Here is an 18098-nt window from a genome sequence, read left to right as displayed (position 1 = left end):
ACGCGAACGGACTGCCCCTCCTCGTCGGCCTCTCCGCGGCCAACACCCACGACAGCCTCGCCCTGAAGCCGATGGTCGAGGGTCACCAAACGAGACACGACCCCCACCGCGGCCACTACTTCAAGCCCCAGCGTCTCCACGCGGACAAGGCATACGACGTCCCTCACCTGCGCAAATGGCTCTGGGGCAAGCACATCGGCGTGCGCATCGCCCGCAAGAGAGTCGAGTCCAGCGAACGCTTAGGACGCCGCAGATGGGTCATCGAGCGCACCATGTCCTGGCTCACCGGATACCGCAGACTCAACCACCGATACGAACGCCACCCCCGCAACTACCTGGCCTTTCTCGGCCTCGCCGCAGCCCTCTGCTGCTACAAGCGACTCCTCCGACTCACCACATAGGACACGGTCTAAGTCGAGGCAGGTCAGAGCGAGTTGCTGGGCTGTGGGGCGGCACCAGAATGTGACAATCAGGGACGGCGCATCGCTGGTTGGCGCTGACCTCTTGTGGCTTACCGGGCAGCAGCCATGATCCACCGGACAGCTCATAGGCGACATCAGGTGCGGGGAAGGCTTCGGCCCCGCTCAGCTACTCACCACACCGAGCAGGACCCGGACCGTCTCCGCCATCGTCTCCCGACCCTGGGCGACGTAGGGGCGGGGGTCGGTCAGGCCGGGGCGCTCCGTCAGCGTCTCGCGGACCGCGCCCGTGAACGCGACGTTGAGAGCGGTACCGATGTTGATCTTCACGATGCCCGCCTGAACGGCTTGTCGCAGATCGTCGTCACCGACGCCCGACGAACCGTGCAGCACCAGAGGTACGGGCACGGCCTCCCGCAGGCGTTCGATGAGCGCGTGGTCCAGGGTCGCGGAGCGTTCGGTCATCGCGTGGCTGCTGCCGACTGCGACGGCCAGGGCGTCCACGCCGGTGTCCGCGACATAACGCGCCGCTTCCCGCGGGTCGGTGCGCACCCCGGCCGCGTGGGCGCTCGCGGGAGCGTCGGGCTTGCCGCCCACATAGCCGAGTTCGGCCTCCAGCCACAGGCCCGCGCCGTGGGCCCACCGGGCTGCGGCGCGGGTGGCGGCGAGGTTCTCGGCGTACGGCTGCGCCCCGGCGTCGAACATCGCGGAGGAGAACCCCGCGTCGGCCGCCGTGTGCAGCAGCCGCATGTCCGTCACGTGGTCCATGTGCAGTGCGACGTCGACGTCACAGGCCTTGCCGACCTCGGCCGCGGCCCGCGCGATCGGCTTGACCCGGCCGCCGTGGAACCGTACGGCGTTCTCGCTGATCTGCAGGATCACCCCCGGGGCGCCCGCGGCGGCCGCGCCGGCGGTGATCGCCTCGGCGTGCTCCAGCGTGATCACGTTGAACGCCGCGACGGCCCGGCCCGTGGCGGCGGCCTTCGAGACGAGTTCGCGCGTGGGAACCAGGGGCATAGAGGTGTCCCCTCGCTTTCATGTCGGTTCGGTGGGTACGGGCCGGTGTCGGCCCGTACCGCTACGTGGTTCGGCCGGCACGGGTATGTGGGCGATCAGGACTTCTGCGGGGCCGGAAGCACGCCCCCGCCGTCGTCCGCCGCGTCCGGGGCCACGGAGTTCTCGCCCCTCTTCTCGTCGCTGTAGACCATCAGGGTCGAGCCCGCGAGGGCCAGCACGATACCGAGGGCGCCCCACACGTTCGGGAGCGTCCGGTAGACCGCCAGGGACAGCACGATGGTCAGCACCGGGGCCAGCGCGTTGGTGATGGGGGCGACGACCGTGGCCTTGCCCCGGCTGAAAGCCATGACCAGAAACAGCGCGCCGACCGCGTTGAGGACCTGCGTCACGGCGGTGAGTGCCGGCGCCTGCCATGGAGCGTCGGACGGGAAATCGCCCATCATCACGAACGCCACCGGAACCAGCAGCAGTCCGCTGATGGTCATCCAGCCGAAGGTCGTCGCGTCGTTGACCCCGACCACTGCGGCCTTGCGCATGCAGAACGCCTGCACGCCCCAGGCAACACAGATCAGGATGGCCATCAGCAGCCATGGGCCGTGCGAGTTCGAGTCGTCCTTGCCGCTGGGAATGCTGAGCAGCACGATCGCCGCCAGCGCAGCGACGACACCCACCAGGGCGAGCCGGTTGATCCGCTCCCGCAGCAGCGCCATCGCCATGAGGACGGTGATCACCGGGGAGAGCGACACCAGGGGGAAGATCAGGTACGCCGGGCCGTTGGCGAGCGCGTGGAACAGCAGGAGTTGGCCGCCGGCGCCGGTCAGTCCCGCGATCAGTCCGTACACGGCGGCGATCGGCCGGCGGTCGAACTTCTTGCCGCGCATCGCGAAGTACGCGGGTATGAGCATCGTGAGGGCCCAGATGATGTAGATCATCTCGTTGGGGTAGCCGTACCTGTTGTTCGGCTCGCTGGAGAAGGCGCCCCACACACCCCAGAACAGGACCAGCAGCGACGCGTACAGGATCCAGCTCTTCGTGCCTCTGTTCATCGGTCTTTCCCTTCTGAGGCAGAGATCCCGGAGGCCATGCGCAGCGCGTCGAGCGCGGGCTGGTCGAGCGGGGTTCCGGCGATTTTCGCCGCGTACAGGGCGGCACCTACGACGGGCTCGTACAGGGGGTGCTGCAGTTCGTAGTGGGTGAAACGGCTCTTCAGTCCGGTGGCGAACTCCTCCAGAACCGCCTCCGCACCGAAGGTGCCGCCCGAGTAAGAGACCGGTACGGTCTCGTCCGGGCCGAACTCCAGTTGCTCGCGGGTGACTTCGACGAGCAGGGCGAGTTCCCGGCCGGCCTCGGCGAGGATCGCCGAGGCCGCCTCGTCGCCCAGACCGGCCGCCTCGGTCACCGAGCGGCTGAGCGCGGCGATCCGGCCGCGGTCGCCCTGCCACTGGTTGTGGACGACGTCGATCACGTCGAGGTCGGACGCGAGATCCAGGTGGCGTCGGAACACCTCGGCCAGGGGGCCCTCGGGGAGCCGCCCGTCGCCCATCCGCGAGAAGGCGTTGAGGCCGCGGACCGCGATCCAGTGCGCCGATCCCTCATCGCCGAACATCTCGCTCCAGCCACCGACGCGCACGCCCCGGCCCAGCCGCTCGCCGTAGGTCATGGAGCCGGTGCCGCTGATGACGTTGATGCCGTCGACCGCGCCCAGTGAACCGGCCCAGCCGCAGACCATGTCGTTATCGCAGGCGTAGCGGTCGTGTCCGAGTACGGCTCGCGGGGTCGCGTTCAGTACGGGCAGATCGCGGGCCGCCTCCCCGTAACCGGGCAAGCCGAAAAAGGCGTACTCGATGTCGGCTGGGGTCAGCTCGGCCGCCGTACAGACAGCGTCGACGCCTTCCCCCAGCACACGCTCGACGAGCTCGATGCCGTGGGAGAAGTAGTACGAACTTGCCGCCTGCGCTCGCGCCACGACTTGTCCGCCTCGGTCGACCAGGCAGAAGGCGGTTTTCGTACCGCCACCGTCGACACCTAGGAACATCGTTGTACCTCCGTCTGGCGCCCTGGATCCACGCCGTTTGATGCCTTTGATCAGTTGTGCAAGGGGTGCAGGGTCACGCCCTGCACGACGCGGTTGACCTCACCCGAGGGGAACGGGTTGTCGGCCCGCAGACCCCGGGCCTGGGAGGAGCGCAGGGCGATGAGCTGGGCGTACACCACAGCGGACAGCGCCAGGGCGACGTCCTCGACCCCATCGAGGCCCGGCAGCGGCCAGGCGTCGTTGCGGTCCGCTTCCGCGTCGGGGCCCGCGGAGACGGTGACGACGCTGCCGGCGGGAAGATTTCCGCGCAGCTCCGCGGAGATGTCCTGGTCGTACTTGCGGGTGTAGGGGTCGTTCGACATGTACACCACGACGACCGAACGGTCGTTGAGCACCGCCTTGGGACCGTGCCGGAATCCCAGCGAGGTCTCCGAGACGGCCATGAGTCGCCCACCGGTGAGTTCGAGCACCTTCAGCGCCGACTCCGCGGCGAGGCCCTTCAGCGGCCCGCTGCCCAGGAAGACGATGCGCTCGGGCCCGCGGGCCACGAGGGCGCCGACGGTGCGGTCCACGGCGTCGCTCTCGCAGATCGACTCGACCGCCTCGGCCAGGCGTTCGGCGACCCCGTCGTAGGCGCTGCCGCCGAGAGCGAGCAGTGCCGCGAGCGTCATGCACGTGAAGCTCGACGTCATGGCGAAACCGCGGTCGTTGGACGCTGCCGGCATCAGCAGCACGTGGGACTTCGGCAGCTCCGCGTGCTCGCGGGCCAGGCGGCCCTGCTCGTTGCAGGTGATCACGAGGTGGTGCACCTCGGAGAGGACCTGGTCGGCCAGGGCGGTGGCGGCCACAGACTCCGGACTGTCGCCCGAGCGCGCGAAGGACACCAGCAGCGTGGGAACGTCCTCGGCGAAGCAGCCGCGGGGGTCGGCGACGAGGTCCGTGGTGGCGACCGCGTCGACGCGGCGTCCCAGGCGCCGGGCCAGGGCGGGCTGGAGCACCTGGCCAGCGAACGCGGAGGTGCCGGCACCGGTGAGTACGACGCGCAGGTCACCGCGGGCGACGAGCGGACGCACGAAGGCGTCCAGCGACTCTCGGGAGGCCGCGACGATCCGGTCGACCTCCCGCCACAGGGCGGACTGCTGGACGATCTCGCGGACGGTGTGGGCGGCGCCGTCGTCCAGGGACAGGGCGCCGGAGGGCGTGGTCACACGTGCTCCATCAAGTGGGGGTGGGAGGCGCGGTCGTAGTCGCGCAGAACGTCGCGGACGTGGTCCACGGCCAGGTCGCGCGGCCGGGCGGCGAGCCCGCCGTGGCGGATGCGGGCGTACTGGAGTGGGAGGTGGGCGCTGAGTAGCGGCAAGGGGATGTCCACGGCCGAGAGGTTGTCCATCAGCCGTGCCTGGGCCTTTTCGATCTCAGGGTCGGGCCAGTAGTAACGCATCCGGTCGCTGTAACTGAAGCGGCGTGCGAGGCGCTGCCCGGCAGCGCTGCCCGGGTAGTAGCCCTCCCACTTGGCGGGCTCGGCGAGCATCCGCTCCTCGACGACCTCGGGAAGGCGTGACCGCTCGGCGGCCGGGACCAGCTCGTCCTCGATCGCGGCGAGGGCGAACAGCGCCTCGCGCAGGGCGAAGGTGAGCCCGGGGCCCACCTTGAGGACCGCCCAGTGGTCCTCGACCAGCGCGGTGAGCGCCTCGGCGGTCTGGTAGTCGGTCGAGTGGGCCTCGTAGACCATGGTTGGCTCGTCGTCGAGGACCTTGCGCAGCTCCTCGGTCAGCTCGCGCCGGTAGTCGACGATCTGCACATGGTCGAACTCGACGGCCGGCTGGACCACGAGGGCCATGACTCGCGGCCAGACCTCGTCGATGCCGTGCTGGGCGAACGCCTTGCGGTGCTGCTCCAGAGTGGTGCGCGCCGCCTCGGGCGTGGTCGGGACGAGCGCGTCGAGCGTCTCGTGCGCGCCGCCGGGTGTGGGCACCTCGGTACCGATCACGTACCGGATACGCTCGGCCCGCTCGGGGCCGGCCGTCTCCTCGGCCGTCCGGATCAGCCGCGCGGCGCGTTCGGCGACCACGCCGTCGGTCAGCGGGACCGGGTCACCGGCGCAGGCGAAGCTGCAGTCCAGGTGGATCTTGGTGAAGTCCGCCGCCACGTAGGCGGCGACCAGGGCGTCGGCTCGCTGCATCGCCTCGTCGGGAGTCAGGGCCTGCCACCGGTTCGGTCCGAGGTGGTCGCCGCCGAGAATCACGCGGTCCAGTGGCAGACCACTTTCGGCGGCGATGCCGTACACGAGGTCGCGGAAGTCCGCGGGCCGCATGCCCGTGTAACCGCCGTACTGGTCGACCTGGTTCGAGGTCGCCTCCACCAGTACATGACCGCCGGTCTCCCGTGCTTGCACCACGGCTGCCTCGATGACCAGCGGATGAGCCGAACACACTGAGGTGATGCCCTGCGGCTGTCCGGCCTTCTGACGCCGGACCACCTCTGTCAATGGGCTCTCCATTGCCAACCCCTTACGCAACGTTTATTCCAAGCCAATTGCCGTCATGGCCTGCGGCTCATTGCGGACAGTACTGGTCTTACACAGGGGCGTCAATAGTCTTATTCTGGTATGCATCTGGTATTGCACGCCTGACCGGCAGGCAGATCCAGGGTGATCGTCCAAGTCCGGCTGGTGATCGCTCAAGTCTGGTTGGTGATAGAGGCCCGGAACCGGTAGCGGTCCCCCCGGTAGACCTGGACGGTCAGTTCGATCGGGCGTGATTCCTGGTTCGACGTCAGCTGGGTCGCGACGAGCATCGGCATGGTCTCCCCGATCTCGAACAGCTCGATCTCATGTGGCATCGGATGGCGGGCCTCGACCGAGTAGTCGGCGATGCGGGGCAGCTGCGGCGGGTCGGCGGCGCGCAGGGTGGCATAGAGCGAGGCCGTACGGAAGTCGGTCTCGGCCAGGGCAGGGCAGGCCGCCAACGGAAGCCGGTTGTGCTCGAGCACGACGAGCAGACCGTCGAGGAAGCGCAGCCGGCGGAGGTCGAAGAGGTCGGCGCCCGGTGCGATCCGGAGCTGCTCGGCCTCGGACACCGTGGCCGGGCGAACGGTGGACGAGAGCACCTTGCCGGTTGTCGTCAAGCCGTTGGCCTGCGCATAGTCGGCGAACCCCTGGACCTGCGGGGCCGCCGAGGCGGACGCCATCGTCGCCTCGGGGGGCAGGCCGAGCTCGGCGACGAACCACCCGCGCGACGACGACGGCCGCACGATGCCCCGCGACTCCAATTGCGCGAGGGCCGCTCGCAGCGTCACGCGCGACACGGCGTACCGGTCGACCAGAGCCCGCTCGGAGGGCAGTCGGTCACCGGGGCGGGCGGCAGCGGTGCGCAGGTCGTCGAGCAACTGCGTGGCTGTGCGCTCGTACAACGGGAGGACGTCGTCACCGAACAGGCCTCTGGGCATCGAGGTACTCGCATCTGTCATACCAGAAGCATACCAATCCGAACGGCGGTGCGATCCCTCGTCCAGGAGGCCCACCCGTTGACATGCCACTCGAATACCACTTACGTTCTCGAGGCAGGCCACCCGATGATGAAGAAGCCGCCCGTGAGCGACCTTCCGTTCCGCCGTACCCCGGTGGCCGAGGCGGCGTTGTCGCAGATCACCGAGGATGCCCGCCCGTTACCGCCGGAGGCGACCTCACACCGGGGCGCCCGTTCGGACGATACGCCGTCCCCCACCCCAGCCGACCCACTGCGAAAACCGATAGCAGACCAGGCACCGATCAGCCTTACGGACAGTCGCATTGTCGCGAGCGTGCGGCTCGACTTTGACGATCCCCAACGACGGACAAAAGACGGCTGCCCCAGTCGGGCACGCACGACCGAAAGAGAGTTCGACATGACGGACAAGAGCCGGCGAAGCGTACTGAAGGTGGCGCTGGGGGGTGTCGGCCTGGCCGCCTTCCCCGCCGTGGCCCTGGGCACCTCACCCGCGGCCGCCGCACCGAACTCGGATCCTGACCTCGTCGGAGTCGGCGACACCTCCATCACCCTGGAGTTCGACGACCAACTGCGCAGCAGGGTGGCACTCCAGGGCCTCGACCTCACCCGCTTCGACGCCGGCGAAGCCCTGCTGGTGGGCGGTAAAACCATTGAGGCGTTCGCCTACCGCGGGCACACGACCCGCGACACCCGCCACCCCCGCCACGGCGCGGGCGTCCGGGTGACGATCGAGGGCACGTCAAAGGAAGGCGTACAGAAGACGGTCGTGCTGACCTCCTTCGAGCGTCTTACCGGCATGATCGTGATGAAGGTGACCTACACCAACAAGTCCTCCACCGCGCTGAAGGTGACCGGGTGGCGCAACGGAGCCCACGAACTCCTGGAGGCTCCCGGCGGCTTCTACACCTTCTCCGGTACCACGTACACGGACCGCCGTGACTGGGTGATGCCGGTGAAGGACGGCTATGCCCAGGAGAACTCGTTGGGGATGGACTCCTCCGACTACGGCGGCGGCACCCCGCTGGCGACCGTCTGGCGCCGGGACGCGGGCCTCTCCGTCGGACATGTCGAGCCCGTGGCGACGGTCCTGCGCATGCCGGTCCGCAGGACGGGCGCCGGAGCGAGCATCGCCATCCAGGACGACACCGCCCGCACCCTGAAGCCGGGCCGTCGGCTCAGCACCGACACCACGTTCCTGACCGCCCTCCCTGGCGACCACTTCGTGCCGCTCCAGCGGTACCGCGACTACATGAGCGACATCGGCCAGCGCGCTCCCAAGGCCCCCGCCTCGGCCTTCGAGCCCATCTGGTGTGCCTGGGGCTATGAGCGCGGCTTCGCCACCGAGCAGGTCACCGGAGCGCTGCCCAAGGCGCACGAGATCGGTCTGCGCTGGGCCGCGCTCGACGACGGCTGGCAGACCAACGAGGGTGACTGGGACATCAACACGGCGAAGTTCCCGCGCGGCGAAGCGGACATGCGGGCCTTCACCAAGAAGATACGAGACGCTGGTCTGCGGCCGCGCCTGTGGTGGGCCCCGCTGGCGGCGGACCCCGACAGCAACCTGTTCCGGGACCGGCCCGACATGCTGCTCCTGGACCGCGACGGCAACAAGCAGGACGTCACCTGGTGGGACGCCTACACCCTCTGTCCGGCCTACCAGCCGACGGTGGACTACTTCGTCGAGCAGGCGAAGAGGTTCATCGACGACTGGGGTTACGAGGGGCTCAAGATCGACGGCCAGCACCTCAACAGCGTCGCGCCCTGCTACAACCCGAAGCACCGCCACGCCCGCCCCGAGGAATCCGTCGAGGGCGTGGCCCTGTTCTGGAAGGCGATCCGCGAAGCCGCGCACGAGGCGAACCCCGACGCCCTCGTCGAGCTCTGCCCCTGCGGCACCGCATTCGCTTTCCACAACCTGCCCTACGTCGACCAGTACCCCAGCTCGGACCCGGAGTCCTCCTACCAGGTCCGGAGCAAGGGCAAGTCGATGAAGGCGCTGATGGGCGCGGGCAGCAGCTACGCCGGCGACCACGTCGAACTGAGCGACGGCGGAGACGACTTCGCGTCCTCTTACGGGGTCGGAGCCGTCCTGTCGACCAAGTTCACCCTCCCCGGAACCGGAGCCCCGGACAAGGCGACCGACCTCACCCCGGAGAAAGAGGTCCTCTGGCGCAAGTGGGTGTCCCTGTACGAGAAGAACATGCTGTCCACCGGCGAGTACCGCGGTGAGCTGTACGACATCGGCTTCGACAAGCCCGAGGCGCATGTCGTGGCCAAGAAGCGGACCCTCCACTACGCCTTCTACGCCGACCAGTGGGACGGGACGGTCGAGTTGCGCGGTCTGGGCCGCACGCGGTACCGCCTCACCGACCCGTTCACCGGCAAGTCACTCGGAACTGCCACTGCTCAGCACAACACCGTGAACCTGTCCTTCGAGCGGTTCCAGCTCATTGTGGCCGAGCCCATCGGCTGATCAGCCGGGACGGGCCGGGCAGCCGGGCAGCCGGGGCAACACTCTCGATCATGCGAGTGGCGTGCCACAGGCTTGCGGGACCCCCCGCTTCTCCACCTGTGACGTGGGGTCCCGCATGCCCCGCCTCGTACCGGACACCCCGCCGCAGCGCGTCCTCGCGGGCACGAACTTCGTCTACACCACGGGCTACGGCCTCTCTTGTGCAGATCCCCACCTCAGCCATTGAAGATTTCTGGACGTTTTGGTCCGCCGTCGAACGGGGCTCGCATGTCAGGGTGTCGAGGATGGGGATTTGGCTTCCAATGATGCCGTGCGATTCCGTAGGCGGGCGCTGCGAGGATGTCTTCCTGGGAATTTTGACCTGACTCGGGACGGCCGGAGCGAGGAAGCTGCTGTGGCCGGGTCTGTCAAACGAGTGCTCTTTCTCAGCTTGTTGAGGGTTACTGGCGGGCTGCGGGGCGTCGCCCGTCGAAGGTGATGTCGAAGGTGTTGAGGGCGGTTTTCCAGCGCATGGTCCAGCGGGCTTGGCCCTGCCGGTGGTCGAGCGACATGATTGCCATGTAGACGCAGTTCAACGCGGCGTGCTCGTTGGGGAAGTGACCGCGGGCCGTGACCGCCCGTCGGATCCGCGCGTTGACGGACTCGATCGCGTTGGTCGTGCAGACGATGCGGCGGATCTCGGTGTCGAAGCGGAGGAACGGGGTGAACTGCCCCACGCGTTCTTCCATAGCCGCACGATCGTTGTTCACCTTGACGGCGAGGGCCTCGCCGTTGCGCAGGACCGTGCCGGCCATGAGGTCGACGACGAGGCGGAAGGCGTCGCGGTCGCGGGCCGCACGCAGGTGGCGGACCTGTTCCTTGGTGGGGATCACGGTGAGGACCGGGCGGTACTCGGGCGGGCTGACGTCGAGCAGCGGGTCGAGGCCGATGATTCCGCGCCGGTGTGGGCCCTTGAGGATTCCCTTCACCCGCAGGAATACCTGTGCCTGGGTCGCGGCACCGACGTCGCCGCGTTCCACGGCGGTGATGAAGCGCTCCACCACGAAGCTGTCGAGGGTGTGCAGCCCCCGTGAGCCGATCTCGGGATAGTCGTGGGTGCGTATCCGGAACTCGGTCGCGGCCTTCGTGCTGCCGGTGAGACCGCGCTTGCGGGCGAATCACGCCTTCGCGTACTTCTCGAAGGTCATCTCGCCGAGGATTCCTGCTGTTCGGCGATGCTCCGGGGATTGGTTTTGCGGGCCGCGTAGAGCTCGGTCAGGTGCTCGATGGCGGCGTCCTGTGTGGGGAAGCCGGACTCCTCGGCCTCCTTGCCCCGGGTGTTGCGGAAGCGGATTGTGCAGAGGTGCGGGCAGCCGGAGGGTCTGCGGCACCGGCAGGGCTCGAAGAAGATGCCCATACCCCGCGCAAGCTTGTTCGACATGGTTGGAGCGGTTCCTTCTCCGGGTTCGGTCGCGACCGGGTAATCGGGTGCTGACCTGGGGTTATTGCTGACCTTTTGCTGACTCGCCGACCAGCAGCAGGCATCTGGCCTGCATGAACCCTCAAGCGGGGCCATAACAGCCTGATCACGTGATGGCATCGGGAAGCTCCGCCCGTCATTTCGGCAGCCGGGGCCGTGCCATCATCGAGCATCGATCGACCAGTGGAGTCCGAGTTGGGAGGGCGCGTGGCGATGGAGGCCGGCCCTCGCGACACAGACAGAGACGCACCGGACACGCAGCACCTGGCAGGACGGCTGAGCCCTGACGGTCCGGACGAGCACGACGTGGCACCCGAGGTCGAGGTCGAGCTGCGCCCCGCCCGCCGGCTGCGGATCTGGCAGCTCGCACCCATCGTGATGCTGGCCGCGGTCGGCTCCCTGATGTTCGCCTTCCCGCTCGCGTTCGAGTTCGGCGGCGGTGGTGCCGTCGTCGCGATGCTGGGGCTGCTGATCAGCTGCTGCGCGGCGGGCTGGGGCATGATGGCCGCCCGCCGTGTCGGCCACACCTGGCCCGCCCTGCCCGCCAGGGGATCGAACGAGCGTCCCGACTGGCGTGTGGCCGCGCTGTACGCGGCCGTCTGCACGTCCCTGGTCGCCCTGGCCGTCTGGCGCGTCGCCCGGCTCCGCTGACCGGCGCGTTCACCCGGCCCGTCACCCCGGTCCAGGACGCGGACCGGCGCCGCGCGCTGTCGGTGGGGCCTCGTACAGTTGGACCGTGAGCACTTCGCGGATCACCTTCCTCAAGGGGCACGGCACCGAGAACGACTTCGTGATCGTTCCGGACCCGGACAACGCCCTCGACCTGCCGGTCCCCGTCGTCGCCCGGCTGTGCGACCGCAGGGCGGGCATCGGCGGCGACGGACTGCTGCACGTCGTGCGGTCCGCGGCGCACCCCGAGGCGCGCGGGATGGCCGGACAGGCCGAGTGGTTCATGGACTACCGCAACGCCGACGGCTCGGTCGCCGAGATGTGCGGCAACGGGGTGCGTGTCTTCGCTCGCTACCTCCAGCGCGCCGGGCATGTCGCCGAGGGCGATCTGGACGTCGCGACCCGGGGCGGGATCAAGCGGGTCCACATCGCCAAGGGCGGCGACGTCACGGTCTCCATGGGGCGGGCCGTGCTCCCCGAGGACGGGGTCACCGTCACCGTGGACGGCCGCAGCTGGGACGCGCGCAACGTGAACATGGGCAATCCGCACGCCGTCGCGTTCGTCGAGGACCTGGCCCACGCCGGAGAGCTCCGCTCCGTACCGCCGTTCGGCCCGCAGTCCGTCTACCCCGACGGGGTCAACATCGAGTTCGTCGTGGACCGCGGGCCCCGGCACGTCGCGATGCGCGTCCACGAGCGCGGTTCCGGCGAGACCCGGTCCTGTGGCACCGGAGCCTGCGCGGTGGCCGTCGCCGCCGCACGCAGGGACGGCGCGGACCCGGCGGTGACCGGCGCCCCGGCGACGTACACCGTGGACCTGCCCGGCGGCACGCTGGTGATCACCGAATATCCCGACGGCGGGATCGACATGACGGGGCCCGCGGTGATCGTCGCGGAAGGCGTGATCGACCCCTCCTGGCTCGAAACGGTGATCGGTTAGAGCTTCGCTCGAATGGGTGATCCGTTTCACGCTGAGCGAGAGGTGGACTGCGCCACGTGGTGGGGTCGATAGCATCAAGCACCGGCCCGGGGGTGTATCCGCACCCACCGCCGGTCGACGTTGCCGGAGGTGCCCCATGAGCGCAGAGGCCACCAATCCAGGTGCTCCCCTTCGCAAGCGCGGTCGTCCACGGATCGATCTGCGCAGGCTGGGCCGTGTCGCCCTGCTCGGGCCGGTCTCCCGTGACCGGCTGCCCGACGCCATCGGGCATGTCGCCGAGGCCCATCGGGCGCACTACCCGGACGCCGACCTCGCCATCCTGCGCAAGGCGTACGTCCTGGCCGAGTCCTCCCACCGCGGCCAGATGCGCAAGAGCGGCGAGCCGTACATCACTCACCCCCTCGCGGTGACCCTGATCCTCGCCGAGCTGGGCGCGGAGACGACGACCCTGACCGCCTCGCTGCTCCACGACACGGTCGAGGACACCGAGGTGACCCTCGATCAGGTACGGGACGAGTTCGGCGACGAGGTCTGCTATCTGGTCGACGGCGTCACCAAGCTGGAGAAGGTCGACTACGGCGCCGCCGCCGAGCCCGAGACCTTCCGCAAGATGCTCGTCGCCACCGGGAACGACGTCCGTGTGATGTCGATCAAGCTGGCCGACCGGCTGCACAACATGCGCACCCTCGGTGTCATGCGCCCCGAGAAGCAGGCCAGGATCGCCAAGGTCACCCGGGACGTGCTCATCCCGCTCGCCGAACGCCTCGGCGTGCAGGCCCTCAAGACGGAGCTGGAGGACCTCGTCTTCGCGATCCTCCATCCCGACGAGTACGAGCGCACCCAGGCCCTGATCTCCTCCTGGAGCGGCGCGCAGGACCCGCTCACCGACATCGCCGACAGCGTCAGAGCGACCCTGCGGGACGCCGGCATCAGCGCCGAAGTGCTCATCAGGCCGCGCCACTTCGTCTCGGTGCACCGGGTGCGGATCAAACGCGGCGAGATGCGGGGCACCGACTTCGGACGGCTGCTGGTGCTGGTCGGGGAGGACGCCGACTGTTACGCGGTCCTGGGTGAGCTGCACACCTGTTTCACCCCGGTCATCTCGGAGTTCAAGGACTTCATCGCCGCCCCCAAGTTCAACCTCTACCAGTCGCTGCACACGGCGGTCGTCGGCCCCGAGGGCGCGGTCGCCGAAGTGCTGATCCGTACGCACCGGATGCACAAGGTCGCCGAGGCGGGCGTCGTCGCCCTGGGCAACCCGTACACCCAGGACGGCACCACCGCCGCGCACCAGGCCGAACCCGCGGACGGGGAGCGCGCCGACCCGACCAGGCCCGGCTGGCTCTCCCGCCTCCTGGACTGGCAGGAGTCGGCCACCGACTCCGACCAGTTCTGGGCCACGCTCCGCGACGACCTCGCGCAGGACCGGGAGATCACCGTCTTCCGCACCGACGGCGGGACGCTCGGCCTCCCCGCCGGCGCCAGCTGCGTCGACGCCGCCTACGCGCAGTACGGCGACGAGGCGCACGGCTGCATCGGAGCCCGGGTCAACGGCCGGCTGGCCACCCTGAGCACCGTGCTGAACGACGGTGACACCGTGCAGCTGCTGCTCGCCCAGGACGCCTCGTCGGGGCCCTCCCCGGAGTGGCTGGAGCACGCCCGTACCCCGGCCGCCAGGATCGCCATCTCGGCATGGCTCGACGCCCACCCGGACGGCGCGCAAGGGCCTCACAAGAGCCGGCCCGACGCACCGAGGCCCCAGGTCCAGCCCGCGGACGAGCCGTCGGGCAGCAGGGGCAGGCCGGCCGGGCGGGCCCCCACCGTGGCCGTCGACACTCCGGGCGCGCCCGTCCGGCTCGCCGGCTGCTGCACCCCCGTCCCGCCGGACGGCATCGTCGGGTTCACCGTGCGCGGGGGGTCCGTCACCGTGCACCGCGAGGAGTGTCCCGCGGTGGCCAGGATGCGGGCGATCGGCCGGGCGGCCGTCGGGGCCCGCTGGAACACCCCGGACGACCGGAGCGACACCCCCGACTACCGGGTCACCCTCGTCGCCGAGTCCTTCGGACGGCCCCGGCTCCTCGCCGACCTCACCGAGGCCATCGCGACGGCTGAGGCCGCCATCGTCTCGGCGACCGTCGAGCCGCCGAGCGAACAGCGCGTCCGGCACACCTACACGCTCCAGCTGCCGGACGCGGCAGGGCTGCCGGGCCTCATGCGGGCGATGCGCGACGTGCCCGGGGTGTACGACGTGAGCCGCGCCCAGCAGCCCGCCGCCACGGGCTGACCACCCGCCCCCTGGCTCTCCCTGCCGCTCCCCGGCGACCCCGTTCGGGTGGTGCGGCGCGCGCCGCCCCTGTGCGACCGGTGCGCGCTGGTAGCCGTAGTCCATGCCGCTCACCTCCCGCCGACTGCGCGCCGCTCTGCTGGCCACCGCGTCGGTCACCCTCGTCGCCGCCACCCTGCCCGCGCCGCAACCGCTCGGCATCGGGGACCGTCTCTTCCCTCACCTCGGCAACCCGGGCTACGACGTCCTCTCGTACGACATCTCGCTCACCTACAAGGGCCGCAACACCGAGCCCCTCGACGCCGTCACCACCATCGACGCGCGGACCACCGCACCGCTGGAGCGGATCAACCTCGACTTCGCGCGGGGTGCCGTCCGCTCGGTCGAAGTCAACGGTCTGCACGCGGACTTCGCCACCGCGGGGGAGGACCTGGTCGTCGAGACACCCTCCCGCCTCCCGGCCGGGATGCCCGTGCGCATCACCGTCCGGCACACGAGCGATCCCTCGGGCGACAAGGCCAACGGGGGCTGGGTGCCGACCGCCGACGGTCTCGCCATGGCGAACCAGGCCGACGCCGCGCACCGGGTGTTCCCCGGCAACGACCACCCCGCCGACAAGGCGTTCTTCACCTTCCGGGTGACCGCGCCGAAGAACCTCACGGTCGTGGCGGGAGGTCTTCCCGGCGGCAAGCGGGACGACGGGGACACGACCACCTGGACCTACCGCACCGAGCACCCCATGGCGACGGAGCTCGCCCAGGTGTCCATCGGCCGTTCCGCCGTCCTCCACCGCACCGGGCCGCGCGGACTGCCGGTACGCGACGTGGTGCCCACCGCCGACCGCGCGAAGCTGGAGCCCTGGCTGAAGAAGACCCCGGCACAGCTGGACTGGATGGAGAAGCAGGTCGGTCCGTACCCCTTCGAGACGTACGGACTCCTGGTCGCCGACACCGAGACGGGCTTCGAGCTGGAGACACAGACCCTCTCGCTCTTCGAACGCTCCCTGTTCACCGGGACCGGATACCCGGAGTGGTACGTCGACTCCGTCATGGTGCACGAGCTCGCCCACCAGTGGTTCGGCAACAGCGTCTCCCCGCAGTCCTGGTCCGACCTCTGGCTCAACGAGGGACACGCCACCTGGTACGAGGCCCGCTACGCCGAGGAGCACGCCCAGAAGCCCATGGAGCGGCGGATGCGCGAGGCGTACGCCCGCTCCGACACCTGGCGCGCGGCGGGCGGCCCGCCCGCCCGCCCCGACGCGCCCACCCCCGACCACAAGATCAGCCTGTTCAGGCCGGTCGTCTACGACGGGAGCGCGCTCATCCTGTACGCGCTGCGTGAGGAGATCGGCGAAGCGGCCTTCGACCGGCTGGAGCGGACCTGGGTGCGGGTCCACCGCGACGGTTCGGCGACCACCCGGCAGTTCACGGAGCTGGCGTCGAGGGTTGCGGGGCGGGACCTGACGGCGTTCTTCGACGGCTGGCTGTACGGCACGAAGACCCCGCCGATGCCCGGACACCCGGACTGGCGCACCGAGACACCCCGGAGCGCCGCGGGCGGGCAGGGGCCCGCGCGGGCACCGAAACCCGAGTGACGATCCGGGCGGGGACATGCCACTATCGACGTCGTCGGCACGGCGGCCGGCCGGTGGTCCCCCCAGGGGAATCTTCCGGCGGGATCACGCGTTGTGACTGACGAAGCAGACTTCTATCGACGTAAGGATCCAATGACCTCCTCTTCTTCTCTTCCCCAGGACGCGCAGGACGCGCAGAGCGCCACGGAAGCCACCTCCGAGAGCCTCACCGAGAGCCTTCGGGCCGACGCCCTGATGGAAGAGGACGTCGCCTGGAGCCAGGAGATCGACGGAGAGCGGGACGGCGAGCAGCTCGACCGTTCCGAGCGCGCGGCACTGCGCCGCGTGGCGGGCCTCTCCACCGAGCTCGAGGACGTCACCGAGGTCGAGTACCGGCAGCTGCGCCTGGAGCGTGTGGTGCTCGTCGGTGTCTGGACATCGGGGACCGTCCACGACGCGGAGATCTCCCTCGCGGAGCTCGCGGCCCTCGCCGAGACGGCGGGCGCGCAGGTGCTCGACGCCGTGTTCCAGCGGCGCGACAAGCCCGACCCGGCGACCTACATCGGCTCGGGCAAGGCGCTGGAGCTGCGTGACATCGTTCTCGAATCCGGGGCCGACACCGTCGTCTGCGACGGTGAGCTCAGCCCCGGCCAGCTGATCCACCTGGAAGACGTCGTCAAGGTCAAGGTGGTCGACAGGACCGCGCTGATCCTCGACATCTTCGCCCAGCACGCCAAGTCCCGTGAGGGCAAGGCGCAAGTGTCGCTGGCACAGATGCAGTACATGCTCCCGCGCCTGCGCGGCTGGGGTCAGTCGCTCTCCCGGCAGATGGGCGGCGGCGGTTCCAGCGGCGGTGGCGGCATGGCCACCCGTGGTCCCGGTGAGACCAAGATCGAGACGGACCGGCGTCGGATCCGCGAGAAGATGGCGAAGATGCGCCGGGAGATCGCGGAGATGAAGACCGGCCGGGAGATCAAGCGCCAGGAACGCAAGCGCAACAAGGTGCCCTCGGTGGCGATCGCCGGATACACCAACGCGGGGAAGTCCTCGCTGCTCAACCGGCTCACCGGCGCGGGTGTCCTCGTGGAGAACGCCCTGTTCGCGACCCTCGACCCGACCGTGCGCCGGGCCGAGACGCCGAGCGGCCGGATCTACACCCTGGCCGACACCGTCGGGTTCGTGCGGCACCTGCCGCACCACCTGGTCGAGGCGTTCCGCTCCACCATGGAGGAGGTCGGCGAGTCCGACCTGATCCTGCACGTGGTGGATGGCTCCCACCCGGTGCCGGAGGAGCAGCTCGCCGCCGTACGCCAGGTGATCCGGGAGGTCGGCGCGGTCGACGTACGCGAGATCGTCGTGATCAACAAGGCGGACGCGGCCGACCCGCTCGTGCTGCAGCGCCTGCTGCGCACGGAGAAGCACGCGATCGCGGTGTCGGCGCGGACCGGCGCCGGTATCGACGAGCTGCTCGCGCTCATCGACGCCGAACTGCCCCGGCCGTCCGTGGAGATCGAGGCGCTCGTGCCCTACATCCAGGGTGCGCTCGTCTCCCGGGTGCACGCCGAGGGCGAGGTGATCTCCGAGGAGCACACCCCGGAGGGCACCCTGCTCAAGGCACGGGTCCACGAGGAGCTCGCCGCGGAGCTCGCGGTCTTCGTGCCGGTGGCCCACTGACGCCGTAGGTACACAGCGGTAGGTACACACAGGAGGCCGGGTTCCCCGCGCGGGGAACCCGGCCTCC

General features: G+C 69.6%; 14 protein-coding genes and 1 pseudogene. 7 read left to right on the top strand and 8 right to left on the bottom strand.

Translation table 11 applies throughout. The features are described from left to right. A partial coding sequence (locus JKV81_RS25820) for a transposase (protein WP_202078031.1) occupies positions 1-401 on the top strand: 401 nt, incomplete at its 5' end. Between the two features lie 183 nt (positions 402-584). Here the strand turns inward: JKV81_RS25820 and JKV81_RS25815 are convergent. The 6 genes from JKV81_RS25815 to JKV81_RS25790 all read right to left on the bottom strand — a co-directional run bounded on the left by JKV81_RS25815 (position 585) and on the right by JKV81_RS25790 (position 6939). After that, positions 585-1436, bottom strand: a complete 852-nt coding sequence (locus JKV81_RS25815; protein ID WP_129265847.1) for a class II fructose-bisphosphate aldolase — start codon at positions 1434-1436, stop codon at positions 585-587. Between the two features lie 95 nt (positions 1437-1531). Then, a complete protein-coding gene (locus tag JKV81_RS25810; RefSeq protein WP_129265849.1) occupies positions 1532-2482 on the bottom strand; it encodes a DMT family transporter in 951 nt (316 codons plus the stop codon). Next, a complete protein-coding gene (locus JKV81_RS25805; RefSeq protein ID WP_129265851.1) occupies positions 2479-3471 on the bottom strand; it encodes a BadF/BadG/BcrA/BcrD ATPase family protein in 993 nt (330 codons plus the stop codon). The genes JKV81_RS25810 and JKV81_RS25805 overlap by 4 nt, the downstream gene beginning before the upstream one ends. Positions 3472-3521: 50 nt before the next feature. After that, positions 3522-4679: an SIS domain-containing protein gene (locus JKV81_RS25800; protein ID WP_129265853.1), complete on the bottom strand. Its 1158-nt coding sequence runs from the start codon at positions 4677-4679 to the stop codon at positions 3522-3524. Then, complete coding sequence (locus JKV81_RS25795) at positions 4676-5971, bottom strand: D-tagatose-bisphosphate aldolase, class II, non-catalytic subunit (protein ID WP_124275026.1); 1296 nt, start codon at positions 5969-5971, stop codon at positions 4676-4678. The genes JKV81_RS25800 and JKV81_RS25795 overlap by 4 nt, the downstream gene beginning before the upstream one ends. Positions 5972-6150: 179 nt before the next feature. Beyond that, a complete protein-coding gene (locus JKV81_RS25790) occupies positions 6151-6939 on the bottom strand; it encodes a GntR family transcriptional regulator (protein ID WP_164493642.1) in 789 nt (262 codons plus the stop codon). A 417-nt stretch (positions 6940-7356) separates the two neighbouring features. Here JKV81_RS25790 and JKV81_RS25785 point away from each other — a divergent pair, with 417 nt between their 5' ends. Next, positions 7357-9432: a glycoside hydrolase family 36 protein gene (locus tag JKV81_RS25785; protein WP_202078029.1), complete on the top strand. Its 2076-nt coding sequence runs from the start codon at positions 7357-7359 to the stop codon at positions 9430-9432. Between the two features lie 440 nt (positions 9433-9872). Here JKV81_RS25785 and JKV81_RS25780 read toward each other — a convergent pair. Both JKV81_RS25780 and JKV81_RS25775 read right to left on the bottom strand, forming a co-directional pair. Continuing rightward, a pseudogene (locus JKV81_RS25780) lies at positions 9873-10171 on the bottom strand (transposase); the annotation flags it as partial. 444 nt (positions 10172-10615) lie between these two features. Continuing rightward, the gene (locus tag JKV81_RS25775) at positions 10616-10852 is read right to left on the bottom strand and encodes a hypothetical protein (RefSeq protein ID WP_129265855.1); all 237 of its coding nucleotides are present in this window, start codon (positions 10850-10852) and stop codon (positions 10616-10618) included. A 252-nt stretch (positions 10853-11104) separates the two neighbouring features. On the opposite strand from JKV81_RS25775, the gene JKV81_RS25770 reads away from it, so the two are divergent. The 5 genes from JKV81_RS25770 to hflX all read left to right on the top strand — a co-directional run bounded on the left by JKV81_RS25770 (position 11105) and on the right by hflX (position 18031). Next, the gene (locus tag JKV81_RS25770; protein ID WP_202078033.1) at positions 11105-11542 is read left to right on the top strand and encodes a hypothetical protein; all 438 of its coding nucleotides are present in this window, start codon (positions 11105-11107) and stop codon (positions 11540-11542) included. Positions 11543-11627: 85 nt separating this feature from the next. Continuing rightward, on the top strand, positions 11628-12500 hold the full coding sequence (gene dapF, locus JKV81_RS25765) for a diaminopimelate epimerase (protein ID WP_129265857.1): 873 nt from the start codon (positions 11628-11630) through the stop codon (positions 12498-12500). A gap of 136 nt (positions 12501-12636) precedes the next feature. Beyond that, the gene (locus JKV81_RS25760; protein WP_202078027.1) at positions 12637-14784 is read left to right on the top strand and encodes a RelA/SpoT family protein; all 2148 of its coding nucleotides are present in this window, start codon (positions 12637-12639) and stop codon (positions 14782-14784) included. Between the two features lie 103 nt (positions 14785-14887). Next, the gene (locus tag JKV81_RS25755) at positions 14888-16378 is read left to right on the top strand and encodes a M1 family metallopeptidase (protein WP_202078025.1); all 1491 of its coding nucleotides are present in this window, start codon (positions 14888-14890) and stop codon (positions 16376-16378) included. A 132-nt stretch (positions 16379-16510) separates the two neighbouring features. After that, a complete protein-coding gene (hflX, locus tag JKV81_RS25750) occupies positions 16511-18031 on the top strand; it encodes a GTPase HflX (RefSeq protein ID WP_124275032.1) in 1521 nt (506 codons plus the stop codon). Positions 18032-18098 lie beyond the last annotated feature (67 nt).

Source organism: Streptomyces silvae (assembly GCF_016745505.1).
Lineage (GTDB): Bacteria > Actinomycetota > Actinomycetes > Streptomycetales > Streptomycetaceae > Streptomyces > Streptomyces silvae.
The sequence above is the reverse complement of the archived record's forward strand: the minus strand, read 5'-3'. Positions and strand labels throughout refer to the sequence as shown.